General features: G+C 57.8%; 12 protein-coding genes. 9 read left to right on the forward strand and 3 right to left on the reverse strand.

Translation table 11 applies throughout. The features are described 5' to 3' along the window. Window positions 1–6 precede the first annotated feature (6 nt). Together moeA and moeB are read left to right on the forward strand one after the other, a co-directional pair. On the forward strand, window positions 7–1,239 hold the full coding sequence (gene moeA / locus EQV24_RS08915; protein ID WP_094085269.1) for a molybdopterin molybdotransferase MoeA: 1,233 nt from the start codon (window positions 7–9) through the stop codon (window positions 1,237–1,239). Between the two features lies 1 nt (window position 1,240). Then, a complete protein-coding gene (gene moeB, locus EQV24_RS08920; RefSeq protein ID WP_013097439.1) occupies window positions 1,241–1,993 on the forward strand; it encodes a molybdopterin-synthase adenylyltransferase MoeB in 753 nt (250 codons plus the stop codon). 62 nt (window positions 1,994–2,055) lie between these two features. Here the strand turns inward: moeB and fsa are convergent, their stop codons facing one another. Then, window positions 2,056–2,718 carry a fructose-6-phosphate aldolase gene (gene fsa, locus EQV24_RS08925; RefSeq protein WP_029882869.1) on the reverse strand — a complete coding sequence of 221 codons (663 nt, stop codon included), beginning with the start codon at window positions 2,716–2,718 and terminating at the stop codon, window positions 2,056–2,058. Window positions 2,719–2,846: 128 nt separating this feature from the next. On the opposite strand from fsa, the gene EQV24_RS08930 reads away from it, so the two are divergent. The 4 genes from EQV24_RS08930 to EQV24_RS08945 all read left to right on the forward strand — a co-directional run bounded on the left by EQV24_RS08930 (window position 2,847) and on the right by EQV24_RS08945 (window position 8,626). Continuing rightward, window positions 2,847–3,746 carry a glycyl-radical enzyme activating protein gene (locus EQV24_RS08930; protein WP_045295694.1) on the forward strand — a complete coding sequence of 300 codons (900 nt, stop codon included), beginning with the start codon at window positions 2,847–2,849 and terminating at the stop codon, window positions 3,744–3,746. Between the two features lie 4 nt (window positions 3,747–3,750). Continuing rightward, entirely contained in the window at window positions 3,751–6,183 is a 2,433-nt protein-coding gene (locus EQV24_RS08935) for a formate C-acetyltransferase/glycerol dehydratase family glycyl radical enzyme (protein WP_045901360.1), read from the forward strand. 219 nt (window positions 6,184–6,402) lie between these two features. Next, a complete protein-coding gene (locus EQV24_RS08940; protein ID WP_029882866.1) occupies window positions 6,403–7,218 on the forward strand; it encodes a Cof-type HAD-IIB family hydrolase in 816 nt (271 codons plus the stop codon). Window positions 7,219–7,369: 151 nt separating this feature from the next. Continuing rightward, a complete protein-coding gene (locus EQV24_RS08945; protein ID WP_130626476.1) occupies window positions 7,370–8,626 on the forward strand; it encodes a DUF1479 domain-containing protein in 1,257 nt (418 codons plus the stop codon). Here the strand turns inward: EQV24_RS08945 and EQV24_RS08950 are convergent. Beyond that, window positions 8,623–9,696 carry a LacI family DNA-binding transcriptional regulator gene (locus EQV24_RS08950; protein WP_130626477.1) on the reverse strand — a complete coding sequence of 358 codons (1,074 nt, stop codon included), beginning with the start codon at window positions 9,694–9,696 and terminating at the stop codon, window positions 8,623–8,625. The two genes, EQV24_RS08945 and EQV24_RS08950, sit on opposite strands and share 4 nt — an antisense overlap. 286 nt (window positions 9,697–9,982) lie before the next feature. Between EQV24_RS08950 and EQV24_RS08955 the strand changes: the two genes are divergently transcribed. Further along, complete coding sequence (locus EQV24_RS08955; RefSeq protein ID WP_130626478.1) at window positions 9,983–11,284, forward strand: MFS transporter; 1,302 nt, start codon at window positions 9,983–9,985, stop codon at window positions 11,282–11,284. A gap of 17 nt (window positions 11,285–11,301) precedes the next feature. Next, window positions 11,302–13,665 carry a glycoside hydrolase family 31 protein gene (locus EQV24_RS08960; RefSeq protein WP_130626479.1) on the forward strand — a complete coding sequence of 788 codons (2,364 nt, stop codon included), beginning with the start codon at window positions 11,302–11,304 and terminating at the stop codon, window positions 13,663–13,665. A gap of 91 nt (window positions 13,666–13,756) precedes the next feature. Here EQV24_RS08960 and EQV24_RS08965 read toward each other — a convergent pair whose 3' ends face one another. Continuing rightward, a complete protein-coding gene (locus tag EQV24_RS08965) occupies window positions 13,757–15,352 on the reverse strand; it encodes an ABC-F family ATPase (protein ID WP_013097447.1) in 1,596 nt (531 codons plus the stop codon). A 221-nt stretch (window positions 15,353–15,573) separates the two neighbouring features. Between EQV24_RS08965 and ldtB the strand changes: the two genes are divergently transcribed. Beyond that, entirely contained in the window at window positions 15,574–16,494 is a 921-nt protein-coding gene (gene ldtB, locus EQV24_RS08970) for a L,D-transpeptidase (RefSeq protein WP_020689864.1), read from the forward strand. The last annotated feature ends 7 nt before the right edge of the window (window positions 16,495–16,501 follow it).

A 16,501-nucleotide genomic window follows, 5' to 3' on the forward strand; every position in this document is an offset into this window, starting at 1 on the left:
CCCACCATGGATTTTACCGCCGGACTGATGCCGCTTGAGACGGCACTCACGCAGATGCTTGACCGACTTTCCCCGCTGCACGACGTAGAGACGCTGCCGCTGGCGCGCTGTTTTGGTCGTATTGCCGCACGCGACATCATTTCCCCGCTTAACGTGCCGGGGTTTGATAACTCAGCGATGGACGGTTACGCGGTACGCCTGGCGGATCTCCAGACGGGTCAGGCGCTGCCTGTCGCAGGAAAAGCCTTCGCCGGTCAACCGTTTGACGGAGAATGGCCTGTGGGCACTTGCGTGCGCATCATGACCGGCGCGCCGGTTCCCGCAGGCTGCGATGCGGTAGTGATGCAGGAAGAGACCGAACAGACCGCTGACGGCGTGCGCTTTACCGCCAGCGTCAAAGCAGGCCAGAACATCCGCCGCACCGGCGAAGATATTGCTCTTGGCGCAACGGTATTCGCTGCGGGGCAGAAGCTGACGGTGGGTGAACTGCCGGTGCTGGCCTCGCTCGGTATCGCGGACATTGAGGTGATCCGTCAGGTGCGCGTCGCGCTCTTTTCTACCGGTGATGAATTGCAGCTACCGGGCCAGCCGCTGCAGGACGGGCAGATTTACGACACCAACCGTCTGGCGGTACACCTGATGCTGGAGCAGTTGGGCTGTGAAGTGATCAACCTTGGCATTATTCCTGATGACCCGGAAAAACTGCGCGCCGCCTTTATTGAGGCAGACAACGCGGCCGACGTGGTGATCAGCTCCGGCGGTGTTTCGGTGGGTGAAGCGGATTACACTAAAACCATCCTGGAAGAGCTGGGTGAAATCGCCTTCTGGAAGCTGGCCATCAAGCCGGGCAAACCGTTCGCTTTTGGCAAGCTTAAGCACAGCTGGTTCTGCGGCCTGCCGGGTAACCCGGTCTCTGCCGCCCTGACCTTCTACCAGCTGGTGATCCCGCTGCTGGCGAAGCTTTCGGGCAACCGTGCCAGTCCGCTGCCGGTACGCCAGCGCGTGCGTGCCGCTACGCGCCTTAAGAAATCCCCCGGTCGTCTTGATTTCCAGCGCGGTATTCTGACGCGCAACGCGGAGGGCGAGCTGGAGGTGAGCACCACCGGCCATCAGGGTTCGCACATTTTCAGCTCCTTCAGCCAGGGCAACTGCTTTATCGTGCTGGAGCGCGAGCGTGGCAATGTGGAAGCAGGCGAATGGGTTGAGGTGGAGCACTTTAACCACCTGTTCGGAGGCTGAGATGGCGGCGGAACTGAGCGATGAAGAGATGATGCGCTATAACCGCCAGATTGTGCTGCGCGGTTTTGATTTTGAAGGCCAGGAAGCGCTCAAGGCGGCCAGCGTACTGGTCGTCGGCCTGGGCGGTCTGGGCTGCGCCGCCGCGCAATACCTCGCCGCGGCGGGTGTGGGCAAGATGACGCTGCTGGACTTTGATACCGTGTCGGTGTCAAATCTGCAGCGCCAGACGCTGCACAGCGATGCGACACTCGGCCAGCCGAAGGTAGACTCTGCCCGCGCAGCGTTAACGCGCATCAACCCTCACGTTCAGTTCACCCCGATTAACGCGATGCTGGATGACGAGGCGTTATACGCGCAAATCGCAAAGCACGATCTGGTGCTGGACTGTACTGATAACGTCGCCATCCGCAACCAGCTAAACGCCGGCTGTTTTACCCACAAAACGCCGCTGGTTTCTGGCGCAGCAATCCGCATGGAAGGACAGATCAGCGTCTTTACCTATGCTGAAGGCGAACCGTGTTATCGCTGTCTGAGCCGCCTGTTTGGTGAGAATGCGCTCACCTGCGTCGAGGCGGGCGTAATGGCGCCGTTAGTCGGCGTGATCGGGTCACTGCAGGCGATGGAAGCGATCAAAGTGCTGACCCGTTACGGTACGCCAGCGGCGGGGAAAATTGTGATGTATGACGCAATGACCTGCCAGTTCCGCGAGATGAAGCTGATGCGTAGTCCGGGGTGTGAGGTGTGCAGCGGTTAAACCTCGTTGCGGCCTGATGCCCTCACCCCGGCCCTCTCCCACCGGGAGAGGGAGATAACGCGTCAGAGAGCCGTCCGTCCAAACGCCCCCTGCCAGTCCTGCTCAAACTTCACGATCGCCGCATCCACCGCCGGAGAGGTAATAAACTGCTGCGCCACATCCAGCGGCAGCGTGATGGACTCACAGCCGGCCAGCAGGCAATCCAGCGCCTGACGCGGGGTTTTGAAGCTCGCCGCCAGCACTTTTGATTGCGGGGCATGCAGCGTCAGCAACTGCTGTAATTCCACAACGGTCTGGATCCCGTCTCCGCCCTGCGCATCCACGCGGTTAACGTAAGGCGCGACATACTCTGCCCCCGCCAGCGCGGACAACATCCCCTGTGCGGCACCATATACCGCGGTCCCCAGCGTCGGGATCCCTTCTGCTTTTAGCATTTTGATCGCCGCCAGCCCTTCCGCCGTCACCGGCACTTTCACCACCAGGTCGTTAATGATGGCACGCAGCTTACGCGCATCGTCCACCATGCCTTCGGCGGTCGTGGCCATCACCTGCGCGAACAGACGGCCTTTGCCACCCAGCGCGTCGTGCAGTTCTGGCAGCAGAACCTCAAGCGGCGTTTTGCCTGCCGCCACAATGCTGGGGTTGGTGGTCACGCCCGCCAGCGGGAAGATGCGTGCGAGCTTTTTCACTGCCGCAACGTCAGAAGTGTCGAGATAAAGTTCCATGATGTCGCCCTCAATTTTAGCCTGCACTTACCCTATCACGACAAAACCTGCTCAGGAGTTGACCTGCATCAAGATAACTTTCATTCGAAAGTAATTTAATCTTCATATGCAAGATGAGAGGCAAAATCATGATCTTCAATATTCAGCGTTACTCTACCCATGATGGCCCCGGGATCCGTACCGTGGTGTTCCTGAAAGGCTGCTCGCTGGGCTGTCGCTGGTGCCAGAACCCGGAAAGCCGGGCCCGCACGCGGGACGTGCTGTTTGATGCACGTCTTTGCCTGGACGGCTGCGATCTGTGCCAGCAGGCGGCACCGGGCTGTATCGAACGTGCGCTGAACGGGCTGGTCATCCACCGAGAGAAACTAGACGAACAGACGCTTAACGCCCTTACCGACTGCTGCCCGACACAGGCGCTCACCGTGTGTGGTGAAGAACGTCAGGTGGAGGAGATCATGGCGACCGTCCTGCGCGATAAGCCGTTTTACGACCGCAGCGGCGGTGGAATCACCCTCTCCGGCGGCGAGCCGTTTATGAACCCCGATCTGGCACTGGCGTTGTTTAAAGCCAGCCATGAACAGGGTATTCATACCGCCGTCGAAACTTGCCTTCACGTGCCGTGGCACTATATCGCGCCTTCACTACCGTATGTCGATCTGTTCCTCGCCGACCTGAAGCATGTGGATGCAGAGGTGTTCAAACAGTGGACGGACGGCTCGGCAAAACGCATCCTGGACAACCTGAAACGCCTGGCGGCGGCCGGGAAAAAAATCATCATTCGCGTGCCGTTGATCCCGGGCTTTAACGCCGATGAAGCCTCTGTTACCGCCATTACCAATTTCGCCGCCGACGAACTGAACGTTCGCGACATTCACTTTCTGCCGTATCACACGCTGGGCATGAACAAATACACACTGCTCGGCCAACCTTACTCTGCCCCTGACAAACCGCTGGATAACCCTGCGCTACTGGACTTTGCACAGCAGTATGCCTGCCAGAAAGGGTTAACCGCGACCTTACGAGGATAAAACGATGACTACCCTGAATCTCAACACCCTCAGCGAGCGCATTAAAGCGCACAAAATGGCCCTGGTGCATATCGTGAAGCCGCCGGTCTGTACCGAGCGCGCGCAGCACTACACTGAAATGTACCAGCAGCATATGGATAAACCGATCCCGGTGCGTCGCGCGCTGGCGCTGGCGCATCATCTCGCGCAGCGCACCATCTGGATCAAACACGATGAGCTGATCGTCGGTAACCAGGCAAGCGAAGTGCGCGCCGCGCCGATCTTCCCGGAATATACCGTCTCCTGGATTGAGAAAGAGATTGACGATCTGGCGGACCGTCCCGGCGCGGGCTTTGCGGTCAGCGAAGAGAATAAGCGCGTTCTGCATGAGATCTGCCCGTGGTGGCGCGGCCAGACGGTACAGGATCGCTGTTACGGCATGTTCACCGACGAGCAGAAAAGCCTGCTGGAAACCGGCATTATCAAAGCCGAAGGCAACATGACCTCCGGCGATGCCCACCTGGCGGTGAACTTCCCGCTGGTGCTGGAAAAAGGGCTCGACGGCCTGCGTGCTAAAGTGGCCGAGCGCCGCTCGCGCATCAACCTGACAGTGCTGGACGACCTGCACGGCGATCAGTTCCTGAAAGCGATTGATATCGTGCTGGAGGCGGTAAGTCTGCATATCGAACGTTTTGCAGCCCTGGCGCGTGAAATGGCGGCTACCGAATCCCGCGTCAGCCGCCGCGACGAGCTGCTGGCGATAGCGGAAAACTGTGACGCGATTGCCCATGAACCGCCAAAAACCTTCTGGCAGGCGCTGCAGCTGTGCTACTTCATTCAGCTTATCCTGCAGATTGAGTCCAACGGCCACTCCGTGTCGTTCGCCCGCATGGATCAATATCTCTACCCGTACTACCGTCGCGACGTAGAGCTGAACCAGAGCCTCGACCGCGAGCACGCCATCGAGCTGCTCCACAGCTGCTGGCTGAAGTTGCTGGAAGTGAACAAGATCCGCTCCGGCTCGCACTCCAAAGCCTCCGCAGGCAGCCCGCTGTACCAGAACGTCACCATCGGCGGTCAGAAGCTGGTCAACGGTGAGCCAATGGACGCCGTCAACCCGCTCTCTTACGCGATTCTGGAGTCCTGCGGTCGTCTGCGCTCCACCCAGCCAAACCTGAGCGTGCGTTATCACGCAGGGATGAGCAACGACTTCCTCGACGCCTGCGTGCAGGTGATCCGCTGCGGCTTCGGCATGCCGGCGTTCAACAACGATGAAATCGTGATCCCGGAATTCATCAAGCTCGGCGTGGAAAAAGAAGATGCGTACGACTATGCCGCCATCGGCTGCATCGAAACCGCCGTTGGCGGCAAATGGGGCTACCGCTGCACCGGCATGAGCTTTATTAACTTCGCCCGCGTGATGCTCGCCGCGCTGGAAGGCGGCCGCGACGCCACCAGCGGGAAAGTGTTCCTGCCGCAGGAGAAAGCGCTCTCTGCCGGTAACTTCGGCAATTTCGACGAGGTGATGACGGCCTGGGATACCCAGATCCGCTATTACACCCGTAAATCAATCGAGATTGAGTATGTCGTGGACACCATGCTGGAAGAGAATGTCCACGATATCCTCTGCTCGGCGCTGGTGGATGACTGCATCGAGCGGGCGAAAAGCATCAAGCAGGGCGGCGCGAAGTATGACTGGGTCTCCGGCCTGCAGGTGGGGATTGCCAACCTCGGTAACAGCCTGGCGGCGGTGAAGAAACTGGTGTTCGAGCAGGGCGTCATCGGTCAGCAGCAGCTGGCGGCGGCGCTGGCGGATGACTTCGACGGGCTGACGCACGAGCAGCTGCGTCAGCGTCTGATCAACGGTGCGCCGAAGTACGGCAACGATGACGACAGTGTGGACATGCTGCTGACCCGTGCTTATCAGACCTACATTGACGAGCTGAAGCAGTATCATAACCCGCGTTACGGCCGTGGCCCCATTGGCGGTAACTACTACGCGGGCACATCCTCCATCTCCGCAAACGTGCCGTTTGGTGCAGCGACAATGGCGACTCCGGACGGACGCAAAGCGCACACCCCGCTGGCGGAAGGCGCCAGTCCGGCCTCCGGTACCGATCATCTCGGTCCAACGGCGGTAATCGGCTCCGTGGGTAAACTGCCGACCGAAGCGATTCTTGGCGGCGTGCTGTTAAACCAGAAGCTGAACCCGTCGACGCTGGAAAACGACAGCGACCGCCAGAAGCTGATGGTGCTGCTGCGTACCTTCTTCGAGGTGCATAAAGGCTGGCATATTCAGTACAACATCGTTTCACGCGAAACGCTGCTGGACGCGAAGAAACACCCGGACCAGTATCGTGACCTGGTGGTACGCGTCGCAGGCTACTCGGCGTTCTTCACCGCCCTGTCGCCGGATGCGCAGGACGATATCATTGCGCGTACGGAGCATACGCTGTAACGAAGTATCCCCTCTCCCTTGAGGGAGAGGGTTAGGGTGAGGGGGAAATGTGCACGCTGATGCCCTCACCCCGGCCCTCTCCCACCGGGAGAGGGAGAAAAGACTAAAAACGGCAACGTCGGTTGCCGTTTTGCTTTTACTTTCGAATGAAATTAAATTTGTGCTCTCCGTCACCTTGTTATTAGAATGTTTCAAAACGCAGTGACCCAGGAGCACAGTATGACCGTTAAAGTTATCGTCACCGATATGGACGGAACTTTCCTTGATGATGCCAAGCAGTACGATCGTGACCGCTTTCAGGCACAGTTTGAGCAGCTTAAAGCCCGTAATATTGAATTTGTTGTCGCCAGCGGTAACCAGTATTACCAGCTCATCTCCTTCTTCCCGGAACTGAAAGATCAGATCTCCTTCGTGGCGGAAAACGGTGCGCTGGTCTTCGATCACGGTGAACAAATTTTCCACGGCGAGCTGACGCGTCATGAGTCGCAAATCGTTATTGGCGAACTGCTGAAAGACAAAGGGCTGAACTTTGTGGCCTGCGGTCTCGACAGCGCTTACGTCAGCGACCAGGCCCCGGAGGCGTTCGTGGCGCTGATGTCAAAGCACTATCACCGCTTAAAGCGTATCAGCGACTACCGCGACATTAACGACGTGCTGTTCAAGTTCTCCCTTAACTTGCCGGACAGCGATATCCCGAATCTGGTCGATAAACTGCATGTCTCCCTGGACGGCATTATGAAGCCTGTCACCAGCGGCTTTGGTTTTGTCGATTTGATTATCCCCGGCCTGCACAAAGCCAATGGCATCAGCCGTCTGCTGAAACGCTGGAAAGTCTCCCCGCAGGAGTGCGTGGGTATTGGCGACAGCGGCAATGACGCAGAGATGCTGAAGCTGGTGAAATACTCCTTTGCAATGGGCAACGCGGCCGAAAGCATCAGAGACGTAAGCCGCTACAGCACCGACGACAACAACCACCAGGGCGCGCTGAACGTTATTCAGGCGGTGCTGGATCACCACTCCCCGTTCGACGCCTGATTCCCTTCCTGCCGGAGCCGCGCTCCGGCACCCCTTACTCTTTTTCCATCCTGTGCTACCCGTCAACTTTTTAAACTTGCATTAACCAATTTTTAACTTAAAGTATCACTTGTAGACATTTTCACTTTCGAATGAAAGATGCGAGGCAGTTATGACGTTTACCAGTGAAACTTTGCCGGCGGATCACAAAGCCGCAATCCGTGAGATGAAGCGCGAGCTACGGGCGCAAATCGGCGATGTGCAGGCGGTGTTCGATAAGCTCAGCGATACCATCGCGACCCGCGTGGCGGAAATTAACGCCCTGAAAAACAAAGGCGAGCCCGTCTGGCCGGTGATCCCGTTTGCGGATGTGAAAAATGGTACCATCACATCCGCGCAGCGTGAGGCGATCAAACGCCGGGGTTGCGCGGTAATAAAAGGTCATTTCCCGCGCGAGCAGGCGCTGGCATGGGATCAGTCGATGCTCGATTACCTCGATCTCAACCAGTTTGATGAAGTCTATAAAGGGCCCGGCGATAACTTCTTTGGTACCTTAACGGCGTCTCGCCCGGAGATTTACCCTATCTACTGGTCACAGGCGCAAATGCAGGCGCGCCAGAGTGAAGAGATGGCGCAGGTGCAGTCGTTTCTGAACCGTCTGTGGACATTCGAGAGCAACGGCAAACAGTGGTTCGACCCGGACGTCAGCGTGATTTACCCGGATCGCATCCGCCGTCGTCCACCGGGCACCACCTCGAAAGGGCTGGGCGCGCATACCGATTCCGGTGCGCTGGAGCGCTGGCTGCTGCCCGCCTATCAGCAGGTTTTCGCCCGCGTCTTTGATGGCAACGTAGAGAAATACGACCCGTGGAATGCTGCGCACCGTACTGAAGTGGAAGAGTACACCGTGGATAACACCACCAAATGTTCGGTGTTCCGCACCTTCCAGGGCTGGACGGCGCTGTCGGACATGATCCCGGGCCAGGGGCTGCTGCACGTGGTGCCAATCCCGGAAGCGATGGCTTATATTCTGCTGCGTCCGCTGCTGGATGACGTGCCGGAGGACGAACTGTGCGGCGTCGCGCCGGGGCGCGTTCTGCCGGTGTCAGAGAAATGGCACCCGCTGCTTATCGAAGCGCTCACCAGCATTCCGGCACTGGAGGCGGGCGATTCGGTGTGGTGGCACTGCGATGTGATCCACTCCGTCGCGCCGGTTGAGGATCAACAGGGCTGGGGCAACGTGATGTACATTCCTGCCGCGCCGATGTGCGAGAAGAACCTCGCCTACGCGAAGAAGGTGAAAGCGGCGCTGGAAACCGGGGCATCGCCGGGTGATTTCCCGCGCGAGGATTATGAAGAAACCTGGCAGGATCGCTTTACCGTGGCCGATCTCAATATCCACGGCAAGCGTGCGCTGGGCATGGCTTAACTGTCGTACAGCCCTTCCCGCTCAACGGCGGTGCGTCGTTTCCCCTGACGTATCCGCCGGACCGATTCCCGTACGGTCAGGGTGCCGTTAAGCAATAGCGTGCCTGACGGCGCCTCCGGGCGCATCAGCCGCTGCTGGAGCATATGTACCGCTTCGGTGCCCAGCTCATCACGTGGAACATGTACCGCGGTTAACGGTACATCCTGAATGGCCGCCAGATTGAAGCCGTCAATGCTCATCACCGAAATATCCTGCGGCACGCGTAACCCCTGTTTTTGCAGGGCGCTGATGGTGCCCGCCGCCATAAAGTCACCCCCCACCAGAAACGCAGTCGGCAAGTCTTTTCCCTGCATGTGGCTCAGCCAGTCGGTGACCAGCTGCTCTGTTTCGCGAGCGCTGAAGCTCGGCACCACCAGCAAATCGCGTTTATCGTTGAACTTCAGGTTGTGCGACTGCCATGCGTCGCGGATCCCCGCAAGACGCAGCTCCATGGTGTAACGCCGCAGGCACAACACATTCATCACCTCACGGTGTCCCATTTCAAACAGATAGTCCGCCGCCCGCTCGCCAATGGCCCGATGGTCCGGCGCGACGGCAGGCAGGCGCATATGCCGGTCGCGGCAGTTAATCAGCATGCAGGGTTTACCGACATCCACTGCCAGGTCGTGGATATGCGGATCGTCAATCCCGAGGAGGATGGCGGCCTGGGTGTCCGGCTCGTTCATTCGCGCCAGAAACTGCTGGGCGTCGCTGTCGTTCTCCTCCAGCGCGCAGTAACGCAGGCGAACATCGTACGAGGCCAGGCCTTTGCTTACGCTCTGGATCACACGGTAGTAAAAGATGTCAGACCGCTCGTCAAAGGCGCGCTGTGGGGCGAAGACAACGAGACTGTTGAGCAGCAAACGGCCCGCAGCCATTCCGTCCAGCACCCCCAGCTCGCGTGCGCATGCCAGCACCTTCGCACGTGCTTTTTCACTGGTATTCGCCTTCCCGGCAAGGACCCGCGAAACGGTGCTGATGGAGAGCTGAGTCCGGGCCGCGATTTCGGTGATTTTTAGCCTTTTGTCCATTTTGTGATCTGGCTCCATTTGCGAAATGACAAAATTTTCATAGCGTGCATATCAGGCAATAGCTGATGTCAAAGCCATGATGCCAAATGATGTCGCTCAGTTATGAGAAATTTTGCACAAAATCCACTATTGCCTTCTCATTTTCTCCCTTAAGGTGAACTTGTCACACAACTTCCATACTAGTTGTATAGCAACTTGAAGCGGTAAAACAGATAACAATCAACGTCATAAACCTGTGTGACACCTGAACCTCCGTCCCCTTACCGTCCGTCTTGTGGAGAGTAAAATGAGTCAGGACATTAATAACACCGTTGCGGCAAGCAAAACCCGTCGCGTCATTAAAAACCTGCGCTGGTATGTGCTGGTGCTGTTCTTACTTGGCGTCACCGTTAACTACATCACCCGAAACTCACTCGGGATCCTCGCCCCGGAACTGAAAGAGAGCCTCGGTATCACCACCGAGCAGTACTCCTGGATCGTCGGGGCATTCCAGATCGCCTACACCATTTTCCAGCCTCTGTGCGGCTGGCTGATCGACGTGATCGGCCTGAAGATTGGCTTTATGATTTGCGCCGGGATCTGGGCGCTGATGTGTATTTTCCACGCGGGTGCCGGGAGCTGGCTGCACCTTGCCATCCTGCGCTTCTTTATGGGGGCTTCTGAAGCCGCCGCCACGCCCGCAAACGCCAAAACCATTGGTGAATGGTTCCCGAAATCGGAACGTCCTGTGGCAGCCGGCTGGGCTGGTGTGGGCTTCTCCATTGGCGCAATGCTGGCTCCGCCTATCATCTACTTCGCGCACGCCTCGTTTGGCTGGCAGGGCGCGTTTATGTTCACCGGCGTGCTGGCGCTGCTGTGGGTGATCCTGTGGTGGGCGTTCTACCACAATCCGGAGCAGCACCCGAACCTGAGCAAAAACGAGCTGGCGTTTATCAAGCAGGATAACGAACCGCCTGCAGTAAAACTGCCCTTCCTGACCGCGCTGAAAACCGTCTCAAAAAATAAACGTTTTTACGGTATCGCCATCCCGGCCTTTATGGCGGAACCGGCCTGGGCAGTGCTGAGTTTCTGGGTGCCGCTGTATCTCGCCAAAGAGCACGGCATGGATCTGAAGCAGATCGCGATGTTTGCCTGGCTGCCGTTCCTGGCCGCCGATCTCGGCAGCGTGGCAAGCGGTTACCTCACCCGTCTGTATACCCGCCTGTTTGGCTGCTCCCGCGTCAACTCCGTGGTGGCAAGCTCCGTCACCGGCGCGTTCCTGATGATCTCTCTGGCCGTCGTCGCCATTACCCGCGACCCGTACATCACCATCGTGCTGATCTCCATCGGCGGTTTCGGGCATCAGATCATCTCCTGCATGCTCAGCGCCCTGGTGGTGGAGTCGTTCGATAAAGGCCAGATGGCGACCGTTAACGGTATGCGCGGCTCGGCGGCGTGGATCGCCAGCTTCCTGTTCTCGCTGTTGATTGGTGTGACCGCCGACAAAATCGGCTTCAACCCGCTCTTTATTGCCATGGGTTTCTTTGACCTGATTGGCGCTGTTTTCCTGGTGGCATTTATTGCTGAACGTCGCGCCAAGCGCGCCTGATAGTGGATGTATTGCATATGAAAACCCTGAAAAACTGGACCGTCGATAAGCAGTCGGCCAACCATCTGGAACTGCTGGTGGATAACCAGCACCGCCTGTGCCTGTATGTGCTGGAAGAGAACCTGTTCCGCGTACTGATCAAACGTAAAGGTGAACTGGCGCTGGACCGCACCTGGAGCATCGCCCCGGAAGAAGATGTGCCGTGGGAAGGCCGTCGTCGCGACGATCTGAGCGGCTTCACCTGCCCTGCCTGGACGCTAAGCCAGCAGGATGAGGGGCTGACAATTGCCACCGAACAGCTACGTGTGACCGTTCATCAGCCGCTGTGGCTGGAGTGGCACTATCGCAATGACGCCGGTGAGTGGCAGCCGCTGGTCAATGACCGTCCGACCAGCGCCTATCTGCTGAACGCTCACGGCGACGGGGTGGCACACTACCTGAGCCGTCGCAAGGACGAGCGTTTTTACGGCCTGGGTGAGAAAGCGGGCGACCTGCAGCGCAACGGTAAGCGCTTCGAGATGCGCAACCTCGACGCCATGGGCTACAACGCGGCCAGCACCGACCCGCTGTATAAACACATCCCGTTTACCCTTACCCGCCGCGATGACGTGAGTTACGGCCTGTTCTACGACAACCTGAGCAGCTGCTGGCTGGATCTGGGCAACGAAATTGATAACTACCACACCGCCTACCGTCGCTGGCAGGCGGAAGCGGGTGATATCGATTACTACCTCTTTACCGGCAAACGGGTGCTGGACGTCACCAAAGCCTTTGTGCGCCTGACCGGGAAAACGCTGTTCGGGCCAAAGTGGAGCCTGGGCTACAGCGGGTCGACCATGCACTACACCGACGCGCCGGACGCACAAAACCAACTGATGAATTTTATTCGCCTGTGCGAAGAGCATGCGATCCCGTGCGACTCGTTCCAGCTCTCATCGGGTTATACCTCGATCAACGGCAAGCGCTATGTCTTTAACTGGAACTACGACAAAGTGCCGCAACCGAAGGTGATGACCCAGGCATTCCACGATGCGGGGCTACGGCTGGCGGCAAACATCAAGCCGTGCCTGCTGCAGGACCACCCGCGCTATAGCGAAGTGGCGGAAAACGGCCTGTTCATTCGTGATTCAGAAACCGATGCACCAGAACGCTCCAGCTTCTGGGATGACGAAGGTTCCCACCTCGACTTTACCAACCCGCAGACGGTGAAATGGTGGCAGGAAGGGGTCACCACGCAGCTGCTGGAGATGGGGATCGACTCCACCTGGAACGATAACAACGAGTACGAAGTGTGGGATGGCGAAGCGCGCTGTCATGGTTTTGGCAAGGAGATCGCCATCAAACACATCCGCCCGGTGATGCCGCTGCTGATGATGCGCGCCTCGCTGGAAGCGCAGCAGCGGTTTGCCCCGGAAAAGCGCCCGTATCTGATCTCCCGTTCCGGCTGCGCCGGGATGCAACGTTACGTTCAGACCTGGAGCGGCGATAACCGCACCAACTGGGACACCCTGCGCTATAACATCCGCATGGGGCTGGGTATGAGCCTGTCCGGACTGTTTAACGTTGGTCATGACGTGGGCGGTTTTTCTGGCGACAAACCCGACGCTGAGCTATTTGTCCGCTGGGTGCAGAACGGCGTGATGCACCCGCGTTTTACCATTCACTCGTGGAACGATGACCACACGGTGAACGAGCCGTGGATGTATCCGGGCGTCACCCCCGCTATTCGCGGTGCCATTGAGCTGCGCTATCGTCTGCTGCCGTATCTCTACACCCTGCTCTGGCAGGCACATGCCGATGACGAACCGATGCTGCGCCCAACCTTCCTCGACCACGAACACGATGCGCAGACCTTTGAAGAGTGCGACGAGTTCCTGCTGGGCCGGGACCTGCTGGTGGCAAGCGTGGTGGAGGCCGGACAGCGCGAGCGCCGTCTCTGGCTGCCGGATAACGAAACCGGCTGGTACGATTTTTACACCCACGCGTGGTACGCGGGCGGGCAGTGGATCGCTCTGGATGCACCGCTGGAAAAACTGCCGCTGCTGGTGCGCGCCGGTGCCGGTCTGCCGCTCAGCGAACGCATCACTCACGTCAGCGCGGAAAAAGACGACACCCGCGAGCTGAAGCTGTTCCCGGTCAAAGGCGTGGGCACCAACACCGGTCTGCTGTTTGAAGATGACGGTGAAAGCTGGGGCTATCAGAACGGCAATGCGCTGTGGGTAGAGTGGGAAATGGTGTGTGATGGGGCAACCATCAATTTGAAGATCACTGCGCGCGGAGATTATCGTCCGGCGTGGAAAGCACTGAAGGTGTCATTACCGGCGGGGGAAAAACGCAGGCTGCTGGTGAATGGGATTGAAGGGAGTGAGTGGGTGATGTAGTGCGGCCTGATGCCCTCACCCTAACCCTCTCCCACAGGGAGAGGGAACAGAACGTAGGCCGGGTAAGGCGCAGCCGCCACCCGGCTTTTTTTTAGTTCTCGATACCTTTGCTGCGCAGATAATCTTCGTAGTTACCGGTGAAGTCCACCACGCGCTCTGGCGTAATTTCAATCACGCGGGTTGCCAGCGAGCTGACGAACTCACGGTCGTGAGAAACGAAGATCAGGGTGCCCTGGTACATCTCCAGCGCCATGTTCAGCGATTCAATAGATTCCATATCCAGGTGGTTGGTCGGTTCGTCCATCACCAGAATGTTCGGTTTTTCCATCATCAGCTTGCCGAACAGCATACGGCCCTTCTCTCCACCGGAGAGCACTTTGGCAGGCTTCTTGATGTCGTCCTGGCTGAACAGCAGACGCCCCAGAATACTGCGCACCGCCTGCTCATCGTCGCCTTCCTGCTTCCACTGGCTCATCCAGTCGAAGACGGTCAGGTCGTTTTCAAATTCATACTCGTGATCCTGCGCGTAATAACCAATTTGCGCGTTTTCGGACCATTTCACGCTCCCGTTGTCCGGCTGCAGTTCGCCGACCAGGGTTTTCAGCATGGTGGATTTACCTACGCCGTTGGCACCCAGAATGGCGATCTTCTCGCCCACTTCCAGCAGCAGGTTGAAATTCTTAAACAGCGGGCCTTCATCAAAACCTTTGGTAAGGGCTTCCACTTCCAGCGCGTTACGGAACAGTTTCTTGTCCTGCTCGAAACGGATGAACGGGTTCTGACGGCTGGAAGCTTTAACCTCTTCCAGTTTGATTTTGTCAATCTGGCGGGCACGCGATGTTGCCTGACGGGATTTAGAGGCGTTGGCGCTAAAGCGGCTGACGAAGGACTGCAGGTCCGCAATCTGCGCTTTCTTCTTGGCGTTATCCGCCAGCAGACGTTCACGCGCCTGGGTGGCCGCCGTCATGTATTCGTCGTAGTTGCCCGGGTAAACACGCAGCTCACCGTAATCCAGATCCGCCATGTGCGTACACACCATGTTCAGGAAGTGACGGTCGTGCGAGATGATGATCATGGTGCTGTCACGGTCGTTGAGCGTCTGCTCCAGCCAGCGGATGGTGTCGATGTCCAGGTTGTTCGTCGGTTCATCGAGCAGCAGAATGTCCGGGTTAGAGAACAGCGCCTGCGCCAGCAGCACACGCAGCTTCCAGCCAGGTGCCACTTCGCTCATCGGGCCGTAATGCTGTTCGACCGGAATGCCCACGCCCAGCAGCAGCTCGCCCGCACGCGCTTCTGCAGAATAACCGTCCATTTCGCCGTATTGCGTCTCCAGATCGGCCACTTTGTAGCCATCTTCTTCGCTCATTTCGGCCAGCGCATAGATACGGTCGCGCTCCTGCTTCACTTCCCACAGCTCCGCGTGCCCCATGATCACGGTGTCGAGCACGGTGAACTCTTCAAAGGCGAACTGATCCTGACGCAGTTTACCGATGCGCTCGTTGGGATCGAGCGACACGTTGCCGAGCGTCGGCTCCAGGTCACCGCCGAGGATCTTCATAAAGGTGGATTTACCGCTACCGTTGGCACCAATCAGGCCGTAACGGTTGCCGCCGCCAAATTTGACGGAAATGTTTTCGAACAGCGGCTTACTGCCAAACTGCATAGTGACGTTGCTGGTAACTAACACGGGGAGATTCCTGCGAAAAGTGTGATAAACACGGCATTATGCCACAATTCCGAATTGAGATCCTGTGTTGCGACGCTCCGCTAAACTTTAACAAAATCGAAAAAAATGTGATTTCGTACACATCTGAATTCCCTGTTAGCGGGAATGCACATATAATGCGCTCCCATCACAGATTCAGACTTATCAACTCACGCCTGAATGGCTTAGATACCTCGCACAACATGAACATGAAATTAACAACGCTTTTTGCGGCGGCGTTAGCCGTAGTAGGTTTTTGCAAAACCGCTTCTGCGGTGACTTATCCGCTGCCGACAGACGGTAGCCGTCTGGTGGGTCAAAACCAGGTGGTGACGGTGCCTGAGGGTAACACTCAGCCGCTGGAGTATTTCGCAGCACAGTACCAGCTGGGCCTGTCTAACATGCTGGAAGCGAACCCGGGCGTTGACCCATACCTGCCAAAAGCAGGTACCGTTCTCAATATCCCTCAGCAGCTGATCCTGCCGGATACCGTTCATGAAGGCATCGTGATTAACAGCGCGGAGATGCGTCTGTATTACTATCCGAAAGGCACCAACACGGTAATCGTGCTGCCAATCGGTATCGGTCAGCTGGGTAAAGATACCCCGCTGAACTGGACCACCAAAGTTGAACGTAAGAAAGCAGGCCCAACCTGGACCCCAACGGCGAAAATGCACGCGGAATACATCGCGGCAGGTGAACCGCTGCCCGCCGTGGTTCCGGCAGGCCCGGATAACCCAATGGGTCTGTACGCCCTGTACATCGGCCGCCTGTACGCCATCCACGGTACCAACGCTAACTTCGGTATCGGCCTGCGCGTAAGCCACGGCTGCGTGCGTCTGCGTAACGACGACATCAAATTCCTGTTCGAAAACGTGCCGGTAGGTACCCGCGTCCAGTTCATCAACGAACCGGTTAAAGCGACCTCTGAGCCGGATGGCAGCCGTTACATTGAAGTGCACAACCCGCTGTCCACCAGCGAAGACCAGATCAACAATAACGAAATCGTGCCGATTACGCTGACCAGCGCGGTGCAGTCCGTGACCTCTCAGCCGGACGTGGAAACGACTATCGTTGACCAGGCTGTGCAGAACCGTTCCGGTATGCCGGTGCGTTTGAACTAATCGCGAC

Origin of the sequence: Enterobacter sp. A8 (assembly GCF_004296595.1) — a bacterium.
Classification (GTDB): Bacteria; Pseudomonadota; Gammaproteobacteria; order Enterobacterales; family Enterobacteriaceae; genus Enterobacter; species Enterobacter cloacae.